We start from the raw sequence: 22,346 nt of genomic DNA, 5'->3' as shown, positions 1-22,346 counted from the left end.
TTTAAAAGTTAAACATAAATTAAAAAAAATAGACCAATACAATATTCGCTTACATTTGCGCCAAATTTATCCATATGCCAAATAAAATCTGTTTACTGTTACTACTTTTTATTGGAAATTTGTTTTTCTCGTTTGCGCAATCCAAAAAGAGCATTTCAACTACAAAAATTTCAGGAACCATAGCTTTAGACGGAGAACTAAATGAGGAAGCATGGAAAAATGTCTCAGTGGCAACTGATTTTGTGATGTTTGAACCCGATAATGGCAAAGCTATTGATCCCAAAAAAAAGACTGAAGTTCGAATTTTATATGATGATGAGGCTATTTATGTTGGAGCCCTACTATATGATGATGAACCTTCAAAAATAATGAAAGAAATTACCGAGCGGGACGACTTTGGAACGACAGATGCTTTTGGAATTTTCATAAATGGTTATAACGATGGGCAGCAAGATTTTCGCTTTTTTGTAACTGCAGCAGGTGGACAATTAGATTGCTTAGCAACTGAACAAATTGGGGAAGATTTTTCATGGAATGCTATTTGGGATAGCAAAGTAAAAATAACCTCTTTTGGTTGGGCTATAGAAATGAAAATTCCGTATGCCGCGCTACGTTTTCCGGGAGAAAACATACAAACTTGGGGCTTAAATTTTGTGCGTGAAATCAAAAGAGAGCGACGCATTTATACGTGGACACATGTAGACTCTAGAATTGGAGCTGTTATTCAACAAGCAGGAATTTTAAACGGAATTCAAAACATTAAAACCCCCACACGGCTCTTTTTAATTCCCTATTCTTCCTTTTATTTGAATGCTGGAGACCGTCAAAATACCAAAGGCGAACTTAAAGGCGGTTTAGATGTTAAATATGGTATTAACGATGCTTATACCCTTGATGCTATATTAGTACCGGATTTTGGCCAAACCAAGTTTGATAATGTAATATTAAATTTAGGCCCATTCGAACAACAATTCAACGAAAATAGGCCTTTTTTTACAGAAGGAACCGATTTATTCAGTAAAGGAAATTTACTGTATTCACGTCGTATTGGTCAAACACCTAACTTCTATCCATCACTTTCGGAAAATGAATCCATTACAGACTATCCTGGAGGGATAAATTTATTGAATGCAATGAAAATATCAGGTCGGGATAAAGACGGTTTGGGTATTGGTTTTCTAAATGCAATTACTGAAAGAACAACTGCAACTGTTTCAAATTCTAGTGATAATAGCACCAGAGAAGTCGTTGTTTCACCATTAACCAATTACAATGTAACCGTATTCGACCAACGTTTTAACCAAAATTCATCAGTAACATTCATCAATACCAATGTAACCAGAAACGGAAGTTTTAGAGATGCAAATGTGACCGGTTTACTTTTTGATTTGAATAACAAATCAAACAAATATAATGCTTCAGGAGGAATTAAATCGAGCGGTATTTATGATGTGATAAATACCAATGGTGTAAATGCATCTTTAAATTTAGCTGAGACTAGTGGGAAATTTAGATACAGTGTGGGAGGTGAATACATTTCAAAAGATTTTGACAACAACGACCTTGGCATTAATTTTAAAACCAATTATTATTCAATATATAGCAATGTAAACTACCGTATCCTAAACCCAAACAAAGTATTCAATACATTTAGAGTCAGTTTAGGTTCGTATGTTGAATTTTACAAACCTACCCAACAAATTCAGTTGAGTAATTTTAACTTCAACCTCAATTCTACCAACAAGAACAATCATTATTTTGGTGGAGGCATTTCTATAAATCCATTTGAAAATTATGATTATTATGAGCCGCGAATAGCCAATCGCTATTTTGTAAACCCAAAAAATATGGGTGGGTACTTTTATTTTTCTTCCAATTACAATTATAAATTTGCCATTGACTTGAATCCCTATCTCACGCATGTATTAAACGAAAATCGTTATGAAACAGGTATCAATATCCGCCCGAGATACCGTTTTAATGACCGCTTTTCCTTAGTATATAGTTTTGATTATGCCAGACAACAAAATGACATTGGATTTATTGATTTTGAAAACAGTGATATAATTTTTGCACGTAGAGACCGAAATACGTACACGAACGCTTTGAGCAGTAAATTTTCAATCAGTAGTGTTATGAACTTTAATTTATCCGTGCGTCATTATTGGTCAATTGCAGAAAACAATCAAATCAACACCTTGAATGAAGACGGAAGTTTATCACCAAACACAACATATTCCAACAATAAGAATTCCAATTTCAGCAGTTGGAATTTAGACTTATCATATTCGTGGTGGTTTGCACCTGGCAGTCAAATGTCAATTTTGTATCGCAACAATGCAGCTACTTTCGATCGCAACATAAATAGAAATTTTGGCACTAATTTTAACAACCTTTTCGATGACAATTTAAATCATGTATTATCTATAAGTGTGCGCTATTTTATCGATTACAATCAGGCTAAAGGTTGGGTTAAAAAAGGGTAATCAGCGTAATCGTTTTCGTAAATTTCACCTTAAATAACCGCAAAAAAACAGCCATTTGTTTATCTTTGTACAAATACAAAGTCATGAATAAAAAAGTAATTTTAATGATCCTTGACGGTTGGGGAAAATCACCTGATCCAAAAGTATCCGCAATAGATCAAGCAAATACCCCCTTTATTGATCGTTTATATACCCAATACCCAAATGCACAACTTCGAACTGATGGATTAAATGTAGGATTACCGGAAGGGCAAATGGGAAATTCTGAAGTAGGCCACATGAATTTGGGTGCTGGTCGAATTGTATACCAAGATTTAGCAAAACTTAATTTGGCAGTGGAAAACAAAACCATGAGTCAAGAACTTCCGCTACAAGAAGCTTTTGAATATGCGAAGAAAAACCAAAAAGCCATTCATTTTTTGGGATTGGTTTCAGATGGAGGTGTTCATTCGCACACTTCACATTTGCGCGGATTAATTGATGCAGCTCAAGAAAGCGGTGTTCAAAAAATGTTTGTTCACGCTTTTACGGATGGTCGGGATGTCGATCCAAAATCGGGAGTTACATACCTTACTGACCTAGAAAAATATTTAGAAAACACCCCCGCAAAACTAGCAACAGTTATCGGAAGGTATTATGCAATGGATCGCGACAAACGATGGGAACGCGTAAAGTTGGCCTACGATTTAGTAGTTAATAATGACGGCACTCCTACTCACAATGCAGTAGCTAGTTTACAAGAAAGCTATGCAAATAACATCACCGATGAGTTCATACAACCTTTAGTGATAATGGACAAAAACAACAAACCGATCGCTGCAATTAAAGAAGAAGACGTTGTAATTTTTTTCAATTTTAGAACCGATAGAGGCAGAGAATTAACCGAAGTACTTACTCAAAAAGATTTTCATGAATTCAATATGCATAAATTGAATTTATATTATGTAACCATGACCAATTATGATGAAACCTATCAAAATGTTAAGGTCATATATGATAAGGATAATATAACCGAAACTTTGGGTGAAGTATTGGAAAAAGCAGGAAAAACTCAAATTAGAATAGCTGAAACTGAGAAATATCCACACGTTACCTTTTTCTTTTCAGGGGGTCGTGAAGAACCTTTTAAGGGCGAAACACGTATTTTAAAAAATTCTCCAAAGGTAGCTACTTATGACTTACAACCCGAAATGAGCGCCTTTGAACTTAAAGATGCTTTGGTTACCGAATTGAAAAAAGGAACCGTTGATTTTGTGTGCTTGAATTTTGCAAACGGAGATATGGTGGGACATACAGGTGTTATGGAAGCTGCTATAAAAGCCTGTGAAGCAGTAGATGAGTGTGTAAAAGAAGTTGTTGAAACGGCACTGCAATACAAGTATACCACACTTATCATTGCCGATCACGGAAATTGTGAAACCATGATTAATCCAGATGGCTCACCCAATACCGCTCATACAACCAACCCGGTGCCCATAATCTTAGTTGATCCCGAATTAAAACAAATTAATAATGGCGTTTTAGGAGACATTGCTCCCACAATTTTAGCCTTAATGGGGGTTGAACAACCCATTGTAATGAATTGCAAATCACTACTATAGTTTGCAATTCTATTTTTGTTTAACAAAATTAAAAAAATGATAAACATTTTTTTAATTTTAATATTTATTTATATATTTGAAAAATTTTAAAAAAAAATAAACAGCATAATTATGAAAAAATTAAAACATTTATTTATTTTATTGTTGGCTTTTACTACAGTATTTCAATCGTGTACGAGTAGTGACGATGTTGCTGATCCTCAAAAGAGTACAGCATTACGTATTTTCTTGAAAGAAATGAAATCTGCGTACAACATATCGGGTAGAACATCAAGTGATGATTCAGACATGTGTTTTGAATTTGTATACCCTCTAACCTTATCCTACAATAATGGCACTACAGTAGTTGTAGCTAATGAGAATGAATTACTTTCCATATTAGAAAACGAGACCAGCGAATTATATATTGATGGTATTTCTTTTCCTTTTGATATTTTAGTCGCTGGAAGTACTGTTCCAGTTACAATTGCAGATGAAGAGGCATTTTGGAATGCTATTGAAAATTGCGACATGGATACTTATGACGATTCTATTAGTGAAAACGACTGCTTCACTTTCGTGTATCCTTTTTCATTGGTGACAAACAATAACCAAACAATTGTCATTACTAGTGAAAGTGCTTTACTAAATATTTTAGATGATGATGATAATGATGACAATTATATTGTAGATTTTGTGTATCCATTTTCTATAATAATTAACAACGAAACGGTACAAGTTGACAATGCATATGAATTTGAAGAGCTTATTGAAGATTGTTCTTCTTCGAATTGTAATTGTCCTGATATTGACGCACCGGTTTGTGTAAATATTGGTGGTGAGACCATAGAATTCCCTAATGCTTGTAACGCTGAATGTGCAGGATTTACCTCAGCAGATTTTGTGGATTGTGGTAGCGACGATGATTTTGACGATGATTTTGACGATGTATTAGAAAGTTGTTTAAACATTTCATATCCTGTGCAGGTTCAATTTAATGGCGCAGTAGCAACTGCTCAAAATGATTCGCAATTGCTACAATTATACAACCCAAGCCAAAACCAAATTCCCGCATTTAATTACCCTATAACTGTTTCATTTGAGGACAATCCAAATGTAACGTACACTGTAGCCAATCAAAATGGGTTGATTGAATTGATTAATACACATTGTGACTAAACTTTAAAAGTCATTAACAATACAAAAAACATCACAAATAGTATTTGTGATGTTTTTTTTTACGTGTTAGTGAAGAAAAAAATATTAATTAAAAGTTAAACTTTTAACACTTAATAGTAATACTATTAAATTTGCAGTGATAAAGTAAATTGTTATGCAACATATATTATCCAATATTAAAATTACCATTAACGAAAAACTCTATGTTAAAGACCCCGAAACATCAGATTTGGGACGTAACATATTAAAAAACAGCATTGAGTTAATTGACAAAATTGGTTTTGAAGCCTTTACTTTTAAAAAACTTGGCGAACAAATTCAATCCAACGAAAGTTCAATTTACAGGTATTTTGAAAACAAGCACAAATTATTAATGTATTTGTCTTCCTGGTATTGGTCTTGGATGGAATATCGTATAATATTTGCTACAGCAAATGTTACAGATCCGATTCAAAAATTAGAAAAAGCGATACAAATTGTTACAGAGAATATATCAGAAGACGAAGCTACGCCTTACATTAATGAACAACTCTTGAATCGAATCATTATTGAAGAATTTACTAAAACGATGCGCACTAAAAATGTAGACGATGAGAACAAAGCAGGCTTCTTTTTAGTTTATAAAAGAGTCATTAATCGATTGGTGAACATTATTGAAGAAATCAATCCCAATTATGCCTATTCGAAAAGTTTAGCCTCTACAATTGTAGAAAGTGCTCTTCACCAACAATTTTTAAAAGAACATTTGAAAACAATTACAAATTTTTCTGAAAAAGACTGCTCCTCTGCCTTTTTTATTGATTTAGTTAAAAAAACCATCTTATGAGACCATTAGAACGATTTAAGAACTTAATTTTGATTGATAAACAAGACATTTATCAAATCTTTTTATATTCTATCATTGCGGGGCTTATTAGCTTATCGCTTCCATTAGGAATACAATCAATCATTAATTTTATTCAAGCAGGAAAAGTAAGTACCTCATGGATTGTACTCGTATTTGTAGTTGTAATAGGAGTTGCTTTCGTGGGACTGTTAAAAATAATGCAATTTAGAATTACCGAAAACTTACAACAAAAAATATTTGTACGATCGTCTTTTGAATTTGCCTACCGCTTTCCAAAAATAAAATTCAATCAATTACACAACCAATATCCGCCTGAATTAGCCAATCGTTTTTTTGATACCCTAACGGTTCAAAAAGGAGTATCCAAATTATTACTTGATAGTTCTGGAGCTGCACTGCAAATTATTTTTGGAATTGCATTACTTTCCCTTTATCATTCATTTTTTATATTTTTTGGAATACTTTTAATGGGTCTATTATATTTGATTTTTAAAATCAACTTCAATACGGGTTTAGAAACCAGTCTAAAAGAATCCAAATACAAATATAAAATTGCACATTGGCTACAAGAAATAGCCAGAAATCACTTGAGCTTTAAGAGTAATACCACTTTCTCTTATTCGTTGCATAAAAACGATCGATTGGTAACCGAATATTTAAAACAGCGCGAAAGTCATTTTCATGTATTGTTAAAACAATTTATTCAACTTACCGGATTTAAGATTCTAATAACTGCAGGGCTATTAATCATTGGAGGACTTCTCGTGATCAATCAAAAAATGAATATTGGACAATTTGTAGCGGCAGAAATTATCATATTAAGTATCATTACCGCTGTAGAAAAATTATTTTCGGGACTTGAGTTGTTTTATGATGTGTTGACCTCATTAGAAAAACTGGGAGCTGTTGTAGATCTCGAATTAGAAGAAGAGTCAGAAAACACCACTTATACTATTGAGCAAGAATCATTGTCGGTAGAACTACAAAACGTATCATTTAAATATCCCGACGCTGAAAAAGAAACATTGCAGAATGTTTCATTAACCATTCAACCCAAACAACATACTTTAATTGATGGTGAAAATGGCTCAGGAAAAACCACATTAATTCGTTTGTTAGCTCGAATATTAGAACCCACAACGGGTAGTATTTTTATCAACAATACCAATTATAAAAAATTCTCTGGAGCAAAATACCGATCGAGAATTGGAGTTATTACAACCCAAGAGATGCCATTTGAAGGAACCATTTTGGAAAATATAACTTGCGCTAACCCGGCCATTAAAATGGAGTCTGTTTTTGAATTGTTAGACAAGTTGAAACTTACAGAGGTCATCAAAGCTTTACCCCAGGGCTTGGAAACAAACATATCATCAGAAGGCAAACAAATCAATGCTTCAACGATTCAAAAAATTGTTTTGGCGCGATGCATTATTAACCAACCCAAGTTGTTATTTTTAGAAAATCCTTTAGATAAAATTGATGAAAACAATTGTAAAGAAATATTGGATTTCTTATGTGAAGAAAATCAACCTTGGACTTTAGTGGTCGTAAGTAAAAACAATTATTGGAAACAAATTTGTAAACAGACGATCGTTTTAGATCGAGGCACAATTAAAACACGCTAATTATGTTAAACATCTCTAAAAATAGAATTAATCCTTTAGTGAAAGTTGATGAATTTAAGTCGACAGCTGTCTTTAAACAACCCAAACATTACCAAATCATTCGTAAAATAATATGGGGATTTGTTTTGTTATTACTGATATTTCTATTTCTCCCATGGACACAAAATATCAAGGGAACTGGGTTTGTTACTACCTTAAAACCAAATCAAAGACCACAGACCATTCATACCGCCATTGCAGGTCGAATAGAACAATGGTACGTTCAAGAAGGTGATTTTGTAAAAAAGGGGGATACTATATTATTTATCTCAGAAATCAAAGAGGATTATTTAGATCCAAATTTAATTGAAAATACCGGCAAACAAGTAAAAGCAAAAGAAATGGCGGTACAATCTTACTCTGATAAAGTAAAAGCTTTGGAAAATCAAATGGGTGCCATCGAGAGCGAAAAAAATCTAAAAGTAAGACAAGCACAAAACAAACTGAAACAATCTTATTTAAAAGTACAAAGCGACAGCATTGATTTTGAGGCAAGTAAAACCCAACTTAAAATCGCTAAAACACAATACAATCGTTCGGTAAACTTAAATAAGGAAGGTTTAAAACCGCTAACCGATGTGGAAGAAAAACGATTGAAACTGCAAGAAACTGAAGCTAAAATTATTACGAAAGAAAACGACTATATAACCAGTAAAAATGAAGTACTAAATGCTACAATGGAACTCAACCGTATTCGTGCAGAATATGCAGAGAAAGATGCAAAAGCGAGTAGTGACAAACAAACAGCTTTAAGTGTGCAGTTTGATACTGAAGCCCAAGTAAATAAATTGAAAAATCAATACAGTAACTATCAAATTCGAAACGGTATGTATTACATTACTGCTCCTCAGGACGGTTACATCAATCGCGCTTTACAATCAGGTATAGGCGAAACCTTAAAAGAAGGCACGCCTGTTGTTAGCATCATGCCTTACTTATACGACATTGCCGTTGAAACCTACATTGAACCTATGGATTTTCCTTTGATAAATAATGGTGAAAAAGTAAGAGTTTGGTTTGATGGATGGCCAACCATCGTATTTAGCGGATGGCCCGATGTATCGTTTGGAACCTTTGGAGGAGTTATTGTAGCGAAAGAAAATTTCATTAGCGAAAATGGCAAATATAGGGTGTTGATTGCTCCCGATCCAAAGGATAAAAAATGGCCCAAACAACTTAGTATTGGTGCCGGAACCCAATCATTGGCCTTATTGAATAACGTTCCCATTTGGTTTGAAATTTGGCGAACATTAAATGGTTTCCCACCAAATTTTTACCAACCTTCTACGCAAGAAAAATCAAAAAAATAATGAAAACGAAATTGTATTTTCTTTGTATTTTCATCGGATGGAGTTGGACCATTTTTGGACAAAACAATACAGAGTTTAGCTTTAATGAATTTTTAGGATATGTAAAAAAATACCATCCTCTTGTCAAACAAGCTGACTTAAAATTGAACGAAGCACAAGCCAATTTAATGTTAGCTCGCGGAGCTTTTGATCCAAAAATCGAAGTGGATTTCAGTGAAAAACAGTTCAAAGACACAAACTATTATTCGATTCTAAACAGCAGTTTTAAAATACCTACTTGGTATGGAATTGAATTAAAAGCAGGATTTGACAATGCTGAAGGCATGTATATAAATCCCGAAAACACCCTGCCTAATACTGGGATAACCTCTTTGGGGATATCTGTACCGGTAGGCCAAGGCCTTTTCATCAATCAAAGAATGGCGGATATTAGAAAAGCAAAAATTGCACAAAATTTAAATAGTGCCGAACGAAACTTACAAGCGATTGAAGTATTGTATCAAGCCTCTACAAGTTATGCCAATTGGAAGAGAAGTTATGATGAGGTGAAATTATATGAAAACTATTTAAAAAATGCTCAAATTCGTTATGAAGGAGTATCTGAATTAATTGTTCAAGGCGATAAACCTGCAATCGACAGTGTGGAAGCTGGTATTGCAGTTACTACTAGGAGATTAAATTTAGAAGACGCCCAATTAAAATACACCAAAGCTCGATTGGAACTGTCTAACTATTTATGGTTTGAAAACAACCTCCCTTTAGAATTGAAAGAAGAATTACTGCCTGAAAAAACACTGTCAATTACAATAAAAGAAACGCTACAAGTTAATGAATTGAATAGTTTTTCATTAGACAACCATCCAAAAATTAAAGCCTTAGATGCTAAAATTGCTCTTTTAAATGTTGAAAAACGGCTGAAAGCAAATGCGCTTTTACCCAAATTAGATTTAAGTTATAACTATTTATCGGAACCCAGTGCAATCGATCAATACCGAATGGAAGATTACAAAATAGGCTTGAATTTTTCGATTCCAATTTTTTTGAGAAAAGAACGAGCGGGACTAAAATTGGCCAAACTAAAAATTCAAGATTCTCAATTTAGCTTACAATTTGAAAGAAAAAGTTTAGAAAACAAACTGAAATCACAACAACAAGAAATTATTTCGTTACAAAAACAACAAGCTTATAATTCGCAATTGGTTCAAAACTTTAATCAATTACTAACGGCGGAAGATCGGTTATTTGGTATGGGTGAAAGTTCGCTTTTTCTCATTAATTCTAGAGAAAATACTTTAGTAAGTTCACAACTGAATGCCATAGGTTTAGAAAATCGGTATTTTCAGGCGCTCATAGAATTGTACAAAACTTTGGCACAACCATAATAAATTAAAAAACCTCCGCAAATGCGAAGGTTTTTTTCGTTTTATATTACAAAAATATTAGTAACGATCTCTTGAGTTGTTGTCTCTATTACTAGAGTATCCACCTCTGTTTCCACCTGAATTACGATCGAAACTTCTTCTTTCGCCTTCTGGTTTTGGTTCTGATTTGTTCACAACGATTTTTCTACCTTCGATAGTTCCACCGTTTAATTCGTCAATTGCTTTTTGTGCTTCTGCATCATTAGGCATTTCAACAAATCCAAATCCTTTACTTCTTCCGGTAAATTTATCCGAGATAATTTTAACTGACTCAACAGTTCCATACTCTTCAAAATAACCTCTTAAATCTGCTTCCTCTACACTGAAAGGAAGACTTCCTACAAAAATGTTCATCTATGAAAAATTTAATTCTCAACAAAGGTAGACTATTTAATGTTGTTTTACCTTTAAACTTTGAAATATTTTCAAAAAGTAGGTATTTTAACTAAATATTATAAAATCAAACAGCCTTTTTATTGAAATTTTTACAAAAAAAGACAATAAAATAATATGACTGCCTATTTTAGAACTAAATAAAGTATACGCGTAGATTAAATCTTATCCTTTCATCATTAAGTAGTGCTTTTCATTTACAGTTGAAGAAAGCGATAAGCAGTACAAACATGATATTGCTGCAATTTGGAATTGGTTTTGGCGCTTTAAAATTGAATTTTTAATTTGGTCTTGTAATTGAACTTGAATTTGTATTTTTGTCTCGAAATTTTCTATTATGATTGTACTCAAAACCCTTGAAGAAATTGAACTAATGCGTGAAAGCGCCTTAATCGTTTCTAAAACGCTAGGAATGATTGCGAAAGAAATCAAACCGGGTGTTACCACTTTATACCTAGACAAATTAGCCGAAGACTATATTCGCTCTCATGGAGCCGAACCTGCATTTTTAGGAATGTATGGCTTTCCAAACACCCTTTGTATGAGTCCAAATACTCAAGTGGTTCATGGTATTCCAAATACAATTCCTTTACAGGAAGGAGATATTATTTCGGTAGATTGTGGCGCTTTAAAGAACGGATTTTATGGCGATCATGCCTATACTTTTGAAGTAGGTGAAGTAGATGCAGCGACTAAAAAGTTATTAAAAATTACTAAAGAATCTCTTTACGAAGGCATTCGAGCTACAAAAGTGGGCAACCGCGTTGAAGATATTGGAAATGCCGTTCAAGTATATTGTGAAGCACAAGGCTATGGCGTGGTTCGAGAGTTGTGCGGGCACGGATTAGGAAGAAAAATGCACGAAGATCCGGAGGTACCAAATTATGGGAAACGAGGGCGTGGAAAAAAATTAGTCAACGGTATGGTTATTGCCATTGAACCAATGATCAATATGGGAACCAAAAACATCAAACAACACAAAGACGGATGGACGATTACCACTGCCGACGGGAAACCGAGTGCCCACTTTGAACACGATGTGGCGATTGTAGATGGTAAACCCGAATTATTATCCACTTTTGCATACATCTATGAAGCGCTTGGAATTGTAAGTAATGAAGAAGATGGATTGCGACAAAAACCAATGGTATTATAATGAAACAACTTTTTAAACTCCTGTTAAATACCATCCCTCGTCCGATATTAATTCGGGTAAGTCTGGTGGTGCGTCCAATTCTAGCTTTACTCTTGAAAGGATCGCGCTATACGGATCCAATTGATGGAAAAAGCTTTCGAATGTTTTTACCCTATGGATACGGAACCCAACGAAACAATGTATTATCTCCCAGTACCCTTTCCTTAGAAAGACACCGATTATTGTGGTTGTATTTACAAAATGAAACCAATTTTTTTACGGCACCCAAAAAAGTCTTGCATTTTGCTCCAGAACAAGAATTTTACAAACGATTTAAAAAACAAAGCAATTTAGACTATACTACAACCGATTTGTATTCACCCTTAGCGGATGTCAAAGCTGATATTTGCAACCTTCCATTTAAAGATAATACCTACGACATCATTTTGTGCAACCACGTTTTGGAACACATTCCAGATGACACCAAGGCCATGCAAGAATTGTATCGCGTATTAAAACCAGGGGGCATGGGCATTTTTCAAATTCCACAAGAAATCACTAGAACAACTACGTTTACCGATGATTCAATTACAGATCCCAAAGAACGTGCTAAAATATTTGGACAATATGACCATGTGCGCATTTACGGATTGGATTATTTTGACAAACTACGAAGTATAGGTTTCCAAGTCGAAGAGGTAAAATACACTGAAACCATCTCACCCGTACTAGTAGAAAAATATTGTCTTGCAAAAGGAGAAATCATTCCGGTCTGTTTTAAATAACTTTTTCGCGCTTTTCATTTATCAAAAATTAAGCTAGAGAGTTGCAGACCTTAAAATAGTTTGCTATTTTTACGAAGAATAAATTTTTTCAAATGAAAAATTTTTGGCTTGTCCTGACCTTTTTATCTTTCCAAAGTTTTTATGGACAAACGGCCTTAGAACAAGATCCCCCGTTTAACATCAAAACCATATCATTTGTCCAAAATGGCAGAAATGTTATCCCTTTTTTTAAACTAGGAGATTCTTTCGAAATACAATTCGACGATCTTTACAGTGATGAAGCTGACTACTATTACACGCTTACGCATTACAACGCTGACTGGAATATACCGTCTAACTTATCCAAAGCAGAGTACCTTACAGGGCTCGATAATCAACGAATAATTACCTACCAAAATTCGTTCAATACCCTACAATTATATTCTCATTACAAACAAGTTTTTCCAAATAAATTCAATCAAATTACGAAAACCGGTAACTATTTACTTTCGGTTTTAAACGAAGAAAATGAAGTTATTTTTTCTAGAAGATTCGTACTTTATGAAGAAGATATTCAAGTAGGCTTACTGGTAAGAAGATCCCGTGATTTTGAAACCATAGATACCAAACACAATATTGAATTAACCTTAAATTATGGTGATAAAACACTACAGAATCCAATTCAAAATGTAAAAGTTACGTTGTTACAAAACGGCAATTGGAATACCAGTATCACCGGAGTAAAACCTCAATATACTTTGGGCAGTGAATTGATCTACAGATACAACAAAGAAACACAATTTTGGGGCGGAAACGAATGTTACACCATCGACAATAAGATCATACGAAGTACAAATAATACGGTTGCAAAAGTTACTTCAGGAGACCAAATCTACAACACTTATCTGTATACTAATACGCCCAGAAAGAGAAGTGTTTACACCTATTTCCCTGATATTAATGGTAATTTTTTTATTCAAAATGCCAATTCAAATTATCCGGAAACAGAAGCCGATTATACTTGGGTATATTTTTCATTAGCCATGCCACAAGAGCCAGAAAAAGATGTATATATTTCAGGAATGTTTACAAATAATGCGCTTTCTGAAGAAGCTAAAATGGAATACAATAACGCCACAAAATGCTATGAAAAAGCCCTATTAATCAAACAAGGATTTACAAATTTTTTCTATCTACTAACAGATAAATTAGGGAATATTGATCATAAAAATGCGATTGATGGCAATTTTTTCCAAACCGAAAACAATTACACCGCACTAATTTATTATAGAGGCAACAATGACCGATATGATCGTGTAATAGGGATTGGAATGACAAATAGCGAAGAAATAAAAAACTAATTTGTTACCCTTAAAAATCATTATTTGTGATTTTTTAATAAATTTTAGCTTTTCCTATATATAAAATACGATATAATTTGTACTTTTGAATCAAAGATTTCTTGCTCAATAAAGCGATTCGATAATGGTAAGTCAAATAACAAGAGGGATAAAAATTTCAGTGTTTACTAGTTTTGAAGGTACCTATTTCAAAAACTATAAAATTCACTACGCCTTTACGTATCATATCACCATTGAAAATCAAAGCAAAGATTCTGTTCAATTAAACTCGCGCCATTGGGAAATTTTTGATGCACTCAACGACATAGAAATTGTAGATGGCGAAGGAGTAATCGGGAAAAAACCCGTATTAAAACCCGGTGAAATTTACACCTATTCTTCAGGTTGTTTGTTGTCGTCTCCTTTAGGCGCAATGAAAGGTCATTTCAATATGGTCAATTTCACCTCTACACGCAGTTTCAAAGTTGAAATTCCAGCCTTTAAATTAGGAGCCCCATTTGCACTCAATTGATATTTCTTTTGTTTCAGCGTCACGCAAACGTAACTTTTGTTATCAATAATTCAAAAATTACTTCGTATTTTTGTGATCGATTACGATAATACCATAAAATAATACAATCAATTGTTTAATTTTCACTTCTGCTATGTTTTGAAAGTGAAGTAAAATACCATACCATGTTAAAAGGATTTTTTAATGTTCCTAAAGCAGTAAATGAACCCGTAAAATCATATGCTCCTGGAACCCCAGAACGTAAAAAAGTAGCCGAAACGTATAAAACCATGTGGAATGCAGAAGTAGAAGTTCCACTTTACATTGGTAGTGAAACCATTACAACCGGCAATACCAAAAAAATGTCAGCCCCGCACGATCACCAGCATGTTGTAGGTGTGTATCATCAAGCTGATAAAGCATTAGTAGAAAAAGCAATAACAACTGCATTAGAAGCGCGAAAAAAATGGGCCACCATGTCTTGGGAAAACCGGGCCAGTATTTTCTTGAAAGCAGCCGAATTATTAGCCGGTCCTTATAGAGCTAAGATCAATGCCGCCACAATGATTGCGCAATCTAAAACCATTCACCAAGCTGAAATTGATGCTGCTTGTGAATTAATTGATTTTTTGCGTTACAACGTAGAATTCATGACCAAAATTTATGCAGACCAACCCGCTTCAACTTCTGACATGTGGAATCGAGTAGAATACCGTCCGTTAGAAGGATTTGTATATGCTATTACTCCGTTCAACTTTACTGCAATTGCAGGTAATTTACCTTCAAGTGCCGCTTTAATGGGTAATGTAGTGGTTTGGAAACCAGCGGCTACACAAGTATATTCGGCCAATGTAATCATGCAAGTATTCAAAGAAGCCGGTTTACCAGATGGAGTAATCAATATGGTTATGGGAGATTCGGGCATGGTATCCGATGTAATTCTATCCAACCCTCATCTAGCAGGCGTTCACTTTACTGGTTCAACTGGGGTATTTAATGACATTTGGAAAACCATTGGAACGAATATCGCCACCTATAAAACCTATCCAAGAATTGTAGGTGAAACCGGTGGAAAAGATTTCATCATTGCACATCCATCTGCCAATCCAACTCAAGTTGCGGTTGGAATTGCTCGTGGTGCATTTGAATTCCAAGGACAAAAATGTAGTGCAGCTTCTCGTGTTTATATTCCTCAAAGTTTGTGGCCAGCAGTTCAAACTCAATTAAAATCCGATTTAGCATCCATGAAAATGGGATCACCAGAAGATATGGGTAATTTTATTACGGCGGTTATTTCGGAAGCTTCTTTTGACAAATTAGCGCATTACATTGACCAAGCAAAAAAGGACAGCGATGCCGAAGTAATCATCGGTGGAAATTACGACAAATCAAAAGGATATTTTATTGAACCAACGGTTATTTTAACTTCAAATCCAAAATACGCAACAATGGAAACCGAATTGTTCGGACCCGTAGTTACGATTTATGTGTATGAAGACGCCAAATGGTCTGAAACATTGAAATTAGTGGACGAAACTTCAGAATATGCGCTGACTGGCGCCGTATTTAGCCAATGTCGTTATGCGGTAGAAGAAGCAACCGTTGCCTTACAAAACGCTGCCGGAAACTTCTATATCAACGATAAACCAACAGGAGCAGTTGTAGGTATGCAACCTTTTGGAGGGGCAAGAGGTTCTGGAACAAATGATAAAGCTGGTTCGGCACAAAACTTATTGCGTTGGGCTTCTGTTAGAACGATCAAAGAAACATTTGTAACACCAGAAGATTATAAATATCCGTTTTTAGGATAATTCGAAGTAGAGTTTACAAGTACGAAATACAAAATAGGAAACCCGATTTTCAGCTGAAAATCGGGTTTTGTTTTGTAATATTTTTCCTGACACCTAACACCCATTACCAAAGAATCATTTCTTATACTTCAATGGCAAATGCACCACTTTCTTAGTTTCAAAAAATTCATCGGTAAAGAAATCCGATAAATTGTATTCTGTAGCTTTTGGAAAAGCCGCCAATTCTTCGGTTAAATCGCCTCCTTTTAAATATAAAATACCGTTAGCTAATTCGTGGTGTTGCTTTTTAGCCACTTTGTCTTCCACCCAATTCACAAAATCGGGCATATTAGTTACCGCACGACTTACAATAAAATCAAATTCTTGTTTTACCAATTCGGCCCGTTTTTGTTCGGCTTTTACATTCTTTAAACCCAATGCTGTTGCCACTTCATTCACAACTTTAATTTTTTTAGCAATAACATCAATCAAATAAAAATCAACTTCCGGATGTAATATAGCTAGTGGAATACCGGGGAAACCACCACCTGTTCCTACATCCATTATTTTAGAGCCGGGTCTAAACTCAATGATTTTAGCAATTCCTAATGAATGTAGAACATGACGCGTATACAATTCGTCAATATCTTTTCTAGAAATAACATTAATCTTTGAATTCCAATCTTCATATAATTCTTGCAATTTTTGAAACTGAAGGACTTGAATTTCGGTTAAATTTGGAAATTGACTTAAAATAGCTTCCATTCGTTAAATTTTGCACAAAAATACGCTTTTTAATGAATAAAAAATGGAGAATACCCTAAATGAAAAAATTATAATAATTATCTTTGACAAATTTGATTTTCAATTTGAGATCAAATAATTGAACCGTTTGTTTTGGCAAACTCATCTATAAGTGAAGGTTATTTCACTTAAAAACACTATACTATGGAGACACAAGCACCTGTTTTTTCAAAAAACGACAATCTTAAGTTTTTTAGAACGTTGAATAAACGCGTAAACGATTATTTTAAAGAAAACAACCTCGATAAAACGGGAAACTGGAAATTGCACTTGAAAACGATTGTGATGTTTGCACTTTTCTTAACACCTTACTTCTTTTTATTAGCAATGGATATGCCTTTTTGGACCTATTTATTGCTTAATGTAGTGATAGGTGTAGGAATGGCAGGCGTGGGAATGAACGTAATGCACGACGGAAATCATGGCGCTTATTCCACTAAATCCTGGGTAAACAAAGTAATGGGAGGTAGTATTTATATCTTAGCAGGAAATGTATACAATTGGCAAGTACAACATAACGTTTTACACCATACCTACACTAACATTCTTGGACACGATGAAGATTTAGAAGCGGGTCGCATTTTGCGCTTTTCTAAAACAGCTAAATGGTATAGTTTTCACCAATTCCAACATTACTATTCTGTATTTTTATATGGATTGCTAACATTCAACTGGGCCATTACAACTGATTTTCTTCAGATGAAGCGCTATTTAAAAAGAAATTTATCTTACGGTGAATTCAAAAAACCTGTAATTCGTTGGACTACCTTAATTATTACTAAAATTATTTACTTCACCATTTGGTTGGCACTTCCCATGGTATTAGGAATCACATGGTGGAAAGTTGTGCTTGGTTTTGTAGTAATGCATTACACCGCCGGATTAATATTAAGCGTTGTGTTTCAATTGGCACACGTGGTGGAAGATACTGTAAACCCAATGCCTGATGACAATGGAGAAATCGAGAATACTTGGGCTATTCATCAATTGTTTACAACTGCAAACTTTGCGCCTAAAAACTGGATCATCAACTATTATACCGGAGGTCTCAATCACCAAATTGAACACCATATTTTTCCTAATATTAGTCACGTTCACTACAACAAAATTGCCGAAATTGTAAAACAAACAGCAGCAGAATGTAACTTACCGTATCACGAGTTTAAAACAACTCGAGCGGCCATCGCATCTCATTTCAAACATTTGAGAGAACTAGGAAGAAAACCACAATTAGCATAATAAAAGAAGAGACGCGAGGAATCGCGTCTTTTGTATTAACTATAATAACTAACACACAATGAACCCGTTATCGGACCGAATTAACAACTTAGCCGTTTCACAAACCTTAGCAATGGCGGCTCTTGCTAGAGAATTAAAAGCACAAGGAAAAGACATCATTAGTCTTAGTTTAGGCGAACCAGATTTCAACACACCCGAATTTATTAAAGAAGCTGCAAAACGCGCTATCGATGAAAACTACAGCACGTACACCCCTGTAGAAGGATATTTAGAATTGAAAGAAGCCATCTGCAAAAAATTTAAAAGAGATAATAATTTAGAGTATAAAGCCTCACAAATTGTAGTGTCTACGGGTGCTAAACAATCGTTATACAACATTGCTCAAGTCATGTTAAATAATGGTGATGAAGTCATTCTTCCAGCGCCTTATTGGGTTTCCTATTTCGAAATCATCAAGCTTTCGGGAGGAATCCCGGTAGAAGTTCCTACTTCAGTTGAAAGCGATTTTAAAATTACGCCAGAACAATTAGAAGCTGCTATCACACCCAAAACAAAAATGATGTGGTTTAGTTCGCCTTGCAACCCAAGTGGCTCGGTATACAATCGCGAAGAGCTAACGGCGTTAGCTGCTGTATTAGAAAAACACCCACACGTTTATATTGTTTCGGATGAAATATACGAACACATCAATTTTTCAGGAACTTTCTGTAGTATCGGTTCTATTCCAGGCATGTTAGAAAGAACCATAACTGTTAATGGAGTTGCCAAAGCTTTTGCTATGACCGGATGGAGAATTGGATACATTGGCGCACCCGAATTCATCGCAAAAGCGTGTACAAAGATACAAGGCCAAGTTACTTCTGGAGCCAATTCTATTGCGCAAAGAGCAACTATTACAGCTGTTGAAGCCGACCCAAGTGTATTGAACGATATGGTTATGGCTTTTAAAAACCGCAGAGATTTAGTAGTCGGATTGGTCAATCAAATTCCAGGATTCAAATTGAATGTACCCGAAGGAGCATTTTATGTTTTTCCTGATGTATCGTATTATTTTGGTAAAACCATCAAAGGAACCGAAATTAAAGACGCTACAGATTTCTCCATGTTTTTATTGGCCGAAGCCAATGTTGCGACTGTAACCGGTGATGCTTTTGGAAATCCAAATTGTATTCGTTTCTCTTATGCAACTAGCGAAGCTTTATTAACGGAAGCCATGAGAAGAATCAAAGAAGCGGTTTCTTAAATCAGAAAAAGCAAACTTCAATTAGAAATCTCAATTTTTTTATATGAACTTTGCACACTTTCTTAAGGAAAATACCGAATTATTATAGTTCAACCAATGAAAAAGAAGATTGAAATTTTAGCGCCCGCAAAAGATTTACTCACCGGAATTGCCGCCATAAATGCGGGTGCTGATGCAGTATATATTGGAGCCCCACAATTTGGCGCACGCTCTAACGCGCACAATTCGCTGGAAGATGTTGCCGCACTTGTTCAATATGCTCACTTGTATAATGCGCAAGTTTTTGTGGTTATCAATACCATTTTATATGATGACGAATTGGAAAAATGCCGTCAATTAATTTGGAAGCTTTATGATATCGGAGTTGATGCTTTAATTATTCAAGACATGGCAATACTAGAGATGGAACTCCCCCCTATTGCATTGCATGCCAGTACACAAGCCAACAACCGAGATGCTGATAAAATCAAATTTTTAGCCGACGCCGGAATCCAAAGAGTGGTTTTAGCTCGGGAATTAAACTTACACCAAATTAAAGAAATCAGTGATACTACCGATGTTGAACTAGAATTCTTCGTTACTGGTGCTTTATGTGTTTCGTTTAGTGGGAATTGTTATATGAGTGTAGCCAATGGCGAGCGCTCGGCAAACCGCGGATCTTGTGCGCAGAACTGTCGCTTACCTTATAATTTGATTGACGGGAATGGCGATACGTTAATTAAAAACAGTCACTTACTCTCCATTAAAGATTTTGATGTTTCGGATCAAATTCCAAATTTAGTAAAAGCCGGAATTGTATCCTTTAAAATTGAAGGCCGCTTGAAAGATATTGTCTATGTGAAAAATAATGTATCCTATTTGCGCCAAAAATTAGACGCTTTCTTATGCGAAAATGAAGCAGAATACACCAAAGCTTCTTCTGGAACTTGTACATATACATTTGATTCGGCTTTGGATCGTACTTTCAATCGCGGGTACACGGATTATTTTGTAAACGAAAGACATCAATCGATTGGTTCTTGGGAAAGCCCAAAATCGAAAGGACAATATATCGGAAAACTCATCCAAACTGTGGGCAATGCCTACGAAATTGAAAATGGAGAATTGCTCAACAACGGTGACGGATTGTGCTTCATCAATCAAAATAATGAGGCCGAAGGTATTTATGTCAACCGTGCAGAAAACGGTTGGGTTTACCCGAATGTATTGAAGGAAATTGCAGATGGCACATTTATCTACAGAAATAACGATGCCGCTTTTATTAAAATTGTAGAACGCGAAGACAGTGCTGTTCGAAAAATTAGTACTGCATTAGTGCTGCGTGAAAGCGAATCAGGTTTTGAATTGATTGTTACTGACGAAGATGGAAATGTGAGTAAAGTTGCTTTGGAACACCCAAAAGAACGCACCAAAAATAACGATTCACTAGCCGAAAATTTTAAAAAAAACTTGGCCAAAACAGGATTTACACCCTATACTGCAACTGAAATTACCATTGATTTTTCTGAAAATTGGTTTTTACCCATTTCAAAAATCAATGAAATGCGAAGAACCGTTTTCGAACAATTATCAGAAATTCGCCTGAAAAATTATGTGCGCAAAGAACACCAATTGGAAAAAACATCACATCCATATCCAGAAACAAAATTGGATTTCATGTACAATGTGGCCAACAAAACCGCACGTAAATTTTACGAGCGTCATGGCGTTACCGAAATAGAAAAAGCCTTCGAATTGCAATGGGATCCAGGTAAATCTCGTGTAATGACCACCAAATATTGCATCAAATACGAATTGGAACGTTGCCCAAAATACCATCCGGAACATCGTGACAAAAAGGTTAAAGAGCCTTTGGTATTAAAACAAGGTGAATTAGAATACAAACTCAAATTCAATTGCAAGCCTTGTGAAATGGAAATTTGGGAAAAAGATGCCGAATTTGAAATCGAAGAAGATCACTTTCATTAATATAGTAACCGATGTCATTTAAAAACATCGGTTTTTTATTTCTCTAATTTTTTAATTACTCTTGCGGGATTACCTACAGCCAATGAATTTGCCGGAATATCCTTAGTAACAACCGAACCCGCGCCAATCGTACTCCCTTCTCCTATGGTAACTCCAGGACAAATTACGGTATTTCCTCCGACCCAACAATCGTTGCCAATGGTTATGGGCTTGGCCATTTGATGAGTTCGTCTCTCCAATGCATTTGTGGGATGGGTAGCTGTATACATTTGAACCGCCGGACCAATGAATACATTATTACCTATGGTTACTTTTGCAGCATCCAATACTACACAATTTACATTAAAATATACCCCTTCCCCAAGCTGTATGTTATACCCATAATCGCAATGAAAAGGAGGTTCAATATAGATTCTTTTAGAAGCATTGGGTAACAATTCACGCAGAATCACACGCGCATTGGCATTCATAAGATATTCGGTTACATTGAACCGGTGCAATAGTTTTTTTGCTTTATGTCTATCCATTACCAATTCCTTATCATTGGAAAAATAATAGTCACCGCAGCACATTTTTTCTTTTTCAGTTTTCATAGTTGAAGCAAAGAGACAACAGCAGTTGCGTAAATTACCAAATTGTTGCTATTCGATCCTTCAAAGATATTAAAAC

Annotated in this window: 18 protein-coding genes; 15 read left to right on the top strand and 3 right to left on the bottom strand. The window is 34.9% G+C overall.

Features of this window, described 5'->3' with window-relative positions; genetic code table 11:
* Positions 1-74: 74 nt before the first annotated feature.
* The 7 genes from ACIQ6Z_RS01705 (at position 75) to ACIQ6Z_RS01675 (ending at position 10,451) form a co-directional block, all read left to right on the top strand.
* Complete coding sequence (locus ACIQ6Z_RS01705; RefSeq protein ID WP_396209209.1) at positions 75-2,486, top strand: DUF5916 domain-containing protein; 2,412 nt, start codon at positions 75-77, stop codon at positions 2,484-2,486.
* Positions 2,487-2,569: 83 nt separating this feature from the next.
* Positions 2,570-4,087 carry a 2,3-bisphosphoglycerate-independent phosphoglycerate mutase gene (gene gpmI / locus ACIQ6Z_RS01700; RefSeq protein WP_396209208.1) on the top strand — a complete coding sequence of 506 codons (1,518 nt, stop codon included), beginning with the start codon at positions 2,570-2,572 and terminating at the stop codon, positions 4,085-4,087.
* 111 nt (positions 4,088-4,198) lie between these two features.
* The gene (locus tag ACIQ6Z_RS01695) at positions 4,199-5,245 is read left to right on the top strand and encodes a hypothetical protein (protein WP_396209207.1); all 1,047 of its coding nucleotides are present in this window, start codon (positions 4,199-4,201) and stop codon (positions 5,243-5,245) included.
* 154 nt (positions 5,246-5,399) lie between these two features.
* Positions 5,400-6,071, top strand: a complete 672-nt coding sequence (locus ACIQ6Z_RS01690; protein WP_396209206.1) for a TetR/AcrR family transcriptional regulator — start codon at positions 5,400-5,402, stop codon at positions 6,069-6,071.
* A complete protein-coding gene (locus ACIQ6Z_RS01685; protein ID WP_396209205.1) occupies positions 6,068-7,720 on the top strand; it encodes a peptidase domain-containing ABC transporter in 1,653 nt (550 codons plus the stop codon). Before ACIQ6Z_RS01690 ends, ACIQ6Z_RS01685 begins: the two co-directional genes overlap by 4 nt.
* Positions 7,721-7,722: 2 nt before the next feature.
* Positions 7,723-9,069, top strand: a complete 1,347-nt coding sequence (locus tag ACIQ6Z_RS01680; protein WP_396209204.1) for an HlyD family secretion protein — start codon at positions 7,723-7,725, stop codon at positions 9,067-9,069.
* Positions 9,069-10,451 carry a TolC family protein gene (locus ACIQ6Z_RS01675; RefSeq protein WP_396209203.1) on the top strand — a complete coding sequence of 461 codons (1,383 nt, stop codon included), beginning with the start codon at positions 9,069-9,071 and terminating at the stop codon, positions 10,449-10,451. Before ACIQ6Z_RS01680 ends, ACIQ6Z_RS01675 begins: the two co-directional genes overlap by 1 nt.
* A 57-nt stretch (positions 10,452-10,508) precedes the next feature.
* Here the strand turns inward: ACIQ6Z_RS01675 and ACIQ6Z_RS01670 are convergent, their stop codons facing one another.
* The gene (locus ACIQ6Z_RS01670; protein WP_396196497.1) at positions 10,509-10,844 is read right to left on the bottom strand and encodes an RNA recognition motif domain-containing protein; all 336 of its coding nucleotides are present in this window, start codon (positions 10,842-10,844) and stop codon (positions 10,509-10,511) included.
* A gap of 376 nt (positions 10,845-11,220) precedes the next feature.
* Here ACIQ6Z_RS01670 and map point away from each other — a divergent pair, with 376 nt between their 5' ends.
* From map to pruA, 5 genes are all read left to right on the top strand, one after another.
* On the top strand, positions 11,221-12,039 hold the full coding sequence (map, locus tag ACIQ6Z_RS01665) for a type I methionyl aminopeptidase (RefSeq protein WP_396209202.1): 819 nt from the start codon (positions 11,221-11,223) through the stop codon (positions 12,037-12,039).
* Positions 12,039-12,803 carry a class I SAM-dependent methyltransferase gene (locus ACIQ6Z_RS01660; RefSeq protein ID WP_396209201.1) on the top strand — a complete coding sequence of 255 codons (765 nt, stop codon included), beginning with the start codon at positions 12,039-12,041 and terminating at the stop codon, positions 12,801-12,803. Before map ends, ACIQ6Z_RS01660 begins: the two co-directional genes overlap by 1 nt.
* Before the next feature lie 92 nt (positions 12,804-12,895).
* Positions 12,896-14,143 (top strand): DUF5103 domain-containing protein, encoded by a 1,248-nt coding sequence (locus ACIQ6Z_RS01655; protein WP_396209200.1) that lies wholly within the window; start codon positions 12,896-12,898, stop codon positions 14,141-14,143.
* 124 nt (positions 14,144-14,267) lie between these two features.
* The gene (apaG, locus tag ACIQ6Z_RS01650) at positions 14,268-14,654 is read left to right on the top strand and encodes a Co2+/Mg2+ efflux protein ApaG (protein ID WP_396209199.1); all 387 of its coding nucleotides are present in this window, start codon (positions 14,268-14,270) and stop codon (positions 14,652-14,654) included.
* Positions 14,655-14,818: 164 nt separating this feature from the next.
* Positions 14,819-16,444 (top strand): L-glutamate gamma-semialdehyde dehydrogenase, encoded by a 1,626-nt coding sequence (pruA, locus tag ACIQ6Z_RS01645; RefSeq protein WP_396209198.1) that lies wholly within the window; start codon positions 14,819-14,821, stop codon positions 16,442-16,444.
* Between the two features lie 114 nt (positions 16,445-16,558).
* Here pruA and rsmG read toward each other — a convergent pair whose 3' ends face one another.
* Positions 16,559-17,188, bottom strand: a complete 630-nt coding sequence (gene rsmG, locus ACIQ6Z_RS01640; protein ID WP_396209197.1) for a 16S rRNA (guanine(527)-N(7))-methyltransferase RsmG — start codon at positions 17,186-17,188, stop codon at positions 16,559-16,561.
* Positions 17,189-17,371: 183 nt separating this feature from the next.
* On the opposite strand from rsmG, the gene ACIQ6Z_RS01635 reads away from it, so the two are divergent.
* The 3 genes from ACIQ6Z_RS01635 (at position 17,372) to ACIQ6Z_RS01625 (ending at position 21,677) form a co-directional block, all read left to right on the top strand.
* On the top strand, positions 17,372-18,466 hold the full coding sequence (locus tag ACIQ6Z_RS01635; RefSeq protein WP_396209196.1) for a fatty acid desaturase family protein: 1,095 nt from the start codon (positions 17,372-17,374) through the stop codon (positions 18,464-18,466).
* A gap of 58 nt (positions 18,467-18,524) precedes the next feature.
* Complete coding sequence (locus tag ACIQ6Z_RS01630; RefSeq protein WP_396209195.1) at positions 18,525-19,709, top strand: pyridoxal phosphate-dependent aminotransferase; 1,185 nt, start codon at positions 18,525-18,527, stop codon at positions 19,707-19,709.
* Between the two features lie 96 nt (positions 19,710-19,805).
* Positions 19,806-21,677, top strand: coding sequence for a U32 family peptidase (locus ACIQ6Z_RS01625; protein ID WP_396209194.1), 1,872 nt, complete (start codon positions 19,806-19,808; stop codon positions 21,675-21,677).
* Positions 21,678-21,712: 35 nt separating this feature from the next.
* Here the strand turns inward: ACIQ6Z_RS01625 and ACIQ6Z_RS01620 are convergent, their stop codons facing one another.
* A complete protein-coding gene (locus ACIQ6Z_RS01620; protein WP_396209193.1) occupies positions 21,713-22,270 on the bottom strand; it encodes a sugar O-acetyltransferase in 558 nt (185 codons plus the stop codon).
* Between the last annotated feature and the right edge of the window lie 76 nt (positions 22,271-22,346).

The organism is Flavobacterium sp. (genome assembly GCF_044376915.1).
Taxonomy (GTDB): domain Bacteria; phylum Bacteroidota; class Bacteroidia; order Flavobacteriales; family Flavobacteriaceae; genus Flavobacterium.
This window is presented reverse-complemented; position numbering and strand designations above follow the sequence as displayed.

Bases quoted from the DNA above. Each gene is read 5' to 3' on its own strand.
- ACIQ6Z_RS01705 (WP_396209209.1), top strand. From the start codon at position 75: ATGCCAAATAAAATCTGTTTACTGTTACTACTTTTTATTGGAAATTTG.
- gpmI (WP_396209208.1), top strand. From the start codon at position 2,570: ATGAATAAAAAAGTAATTTTAATGATCCTTGACGGTTGGGGAAAATCA.
- ACIQ6Z_RS01695 (WP_396209207.1), top strand. From the start codon at position 4,199: ATGAAAAAATTAAAACATTTATTTATTTTATTGTTGGCTTTTACTACA.
- ACIQ6Z_RS01690 (WP_396209206.1), top strand. From the start codon at position 5,400: ATGCAACATATATTATCCAATATTAAAATTACCATTAACGAAAAACTC.
- ACIQ6Z_RS01685 (WP_396209205.1), top strand. From the start codon at position 6,068: ATGAGACCATTAGAACGATTTAAGAACTTAATTTTGATTGATAAACAA.
- ACIQ6Z_RS01680 (WP_396209204.1), top strand. From the start codon at position 7,723: ATGTTAAACATCTCTAAAAATAGAATTAATCCTTTAGTGAAAGTTGAT.
- ACIQ6Z_RS01675 (WP_396209203.1), top strand. From the start codon at position 9,069: ATGAAAACGAAATTGTATTTTCTTTGTATTTTCATCGGATGGAGTTGG.
- ACIQ6Z_RS01670 (WP_396196497.1), bottom strand. From the start codon at position 10,844: ATGAACATTTTTGTAGGAAGTCTTCCTTTCAGTGTAGAGGAAGCAGAT.
- map (WP_396209202.1), top strand. From the start codon at position 11,221: ATGATTGTACTCAAAACCCTTGAAGAAATTGAACTAATGCGTGAAAGC.
- ACIQ6Z_RS01660 (WP_396209201.1), top strand. From the start codon at position 12,039: ATGAAACAACTTTTTAAACTCCTGTTAAATACCATCCCTCGTCCGATA.
- ACIQ6Z_RS01655 (WP_396209200.1), top strand. From the start codon at position 12,896: ATGAAAAATTTTTGGCTTGTCCTGACCTTTTTATCTTTCCAAAGTTTT.
- apaG (WP_396209199.1), top strand. From the start codon at position 14,268: ATGGTAAGTCAAATAACAAGAGGGATAAAAATTTCAGTGTTTACTAGT.
- pruA (WP_396209198.1), top strand. From the start codon at position 14,819: ATGTTAAAAGGATTTTTTAATGTTCCTAAAGCAGTAAATGAACCCGTA.
- rsmG (WP_396209197.1), bottom strand. From the start codon at position 17,188: ATGGAAGCTATTTTAAGTCAATTTCCAAATTTAACCGAAATTCAAGTC.
- ACIQ6Z_RS01635 (WP_396209196.1), top strand. From the start codon at position 17,372: ATGGAGACACAAGCACCTGTTTTTTCAAAAAACGACAATCTTAAGTTT.
- ACIQ6Z_RS01630 (WP_396209195.1), top strand. From the start codon at position 18,525: ATGAACCCGTTATCGGACCGAATTAACAACTTAGCCGTTTCACAAACC.
- ACIQ6Z_RS01625 (WP_396209194.1), top strand. From the start codon at position 19,806: ATGAAAAAGAAGATTGAAATTTTAGCGCCCGCAAAAGATTTACTCACC.
- ACIQ6Z_RS01620 (WP_396209193.1), bottom strand. From the start codon at position 22,270: ATGAAAACTGAAAAAGAAAAAATGTGCTGCGGTGACTATTATTTTTCC.